Below are 781 nucleotides of genomic sequence, written 5' to 3'. Positions count from 1 at the left end.
GTCGATCCCCCGGACGGCGTGATGGCGGGGTTGATGGGCATGGTCGACGCGGGGATCATCTGGTGGCTGGACCACCACGATGAGTCGAAGGAAGAGGTGACCACCCGGATCGCCCATCAAGTTTGGCTGATCATGCGTGATCTCGCCCAGAGCGTAGGGGTTGCTGTGGACAACGACCTTCTGTTGAGCGCGCGATGAGGGACCTCTCGCCCGGAATGGGCGCACCCCGAGCCCGTCGAAGCGGTCCCGCGTTGGAACGGCGACGCCCCGTGTGCGACCGGTGGCTGGAAGAGGTCGGTGACCTGGTGCGGCGGATGCCCGACGTCTGCATCTCGGCAGTGCCCGGCGAGCAGCCGGCCGGCTGGCCGCGCACGGCCGTAGCGCTCAAGACTGACGGTCTGGTCAACACCGCGGTGCGGCGATGACGCCGGCGCCGGGATCGCACCTTGAGGCGACCTTCTTCCTCGATCACGACCACGCTTCGGTACGCGACTTCACCCAGCACGTGATCGCCGGCGCGTCGAGCCCCCGAGAGAGAGCGTCCCTGCTCTTTGCTGCAGTGCGTGACCAAATCTGGTACGACCCCTACTCGGTCTCCGAGGATCCTGAGCATTACCGGGCGAGCCACGTCCTCCAGGCCGGCCGCGCCTACTGCGTGCCCAAGGCGGTGCTACTGGCCGCGGTTCTGCGGGCCGCGGGCATCCCTACCCGACTCGGCTTCGCCGATGTACGGAACCATCTGCAGACCGACACCTTACGAGCCGTCATGGGTGGCACGGAC

Annotated in this window: 2 protein-coding genes and 1 pseudogene; all 3 read left to right on the top strand. The window is 67.2% G+C overall.

What is annotated here, in order from left to right; genetic code table 11:
* Positions 1–198, top strand: a pseudogene (locus G6027_RS18495) (TetR/AcrR family transcriptional regulator); the annotation flags it as partial.
* A gap of 17 nt (positions 199–215) precedes the next feature.
* The gene (locus G6027_RS18025; RefSeq protein ID WP_141244302.1) at positions 216–425 is read left to right on the top strand and encodes a hypothetical protein; all 210 of its coding nucleotides are present in this window, start codon (positions 216–218) and stop codon (positions 423–425) included.
* A partial coding sequence (locus G6027_RS19240) for a transglutaminase-like domain-containing protein (protein WP_241727272.1) occupies positions 422–781 on the top strand: 360 nt, incomplete at its 3' end. The genes G6027_RS18025 and G6027_RS19240, both read left to right, overlap by 4 nt.

The sequence above is a fragment of the Dietzia sp. SLG310A2-38A2 genome, from assembly GCF_014145095.1.
In the GTDB taxonomy this organism is placed as follows: Bacteria; Actinomycetota; Actinomycetes; order Mycobacteriales; family Mycobacteriaceae; genus Dietzia.
This window is presented reverse-complemented; position numbering and strand designations above follow the sequence as displayed.

What these genes read in the sequence shown, in the direction of transcription:
- G6027_RS18025 (WP_141244302.1), top strand. Translation starts at nt 216, where the DNA reads ATGGGCGCACCCCGAGCCCGTCGAAGCGGTCCCGCGTTGGAACGGCGA.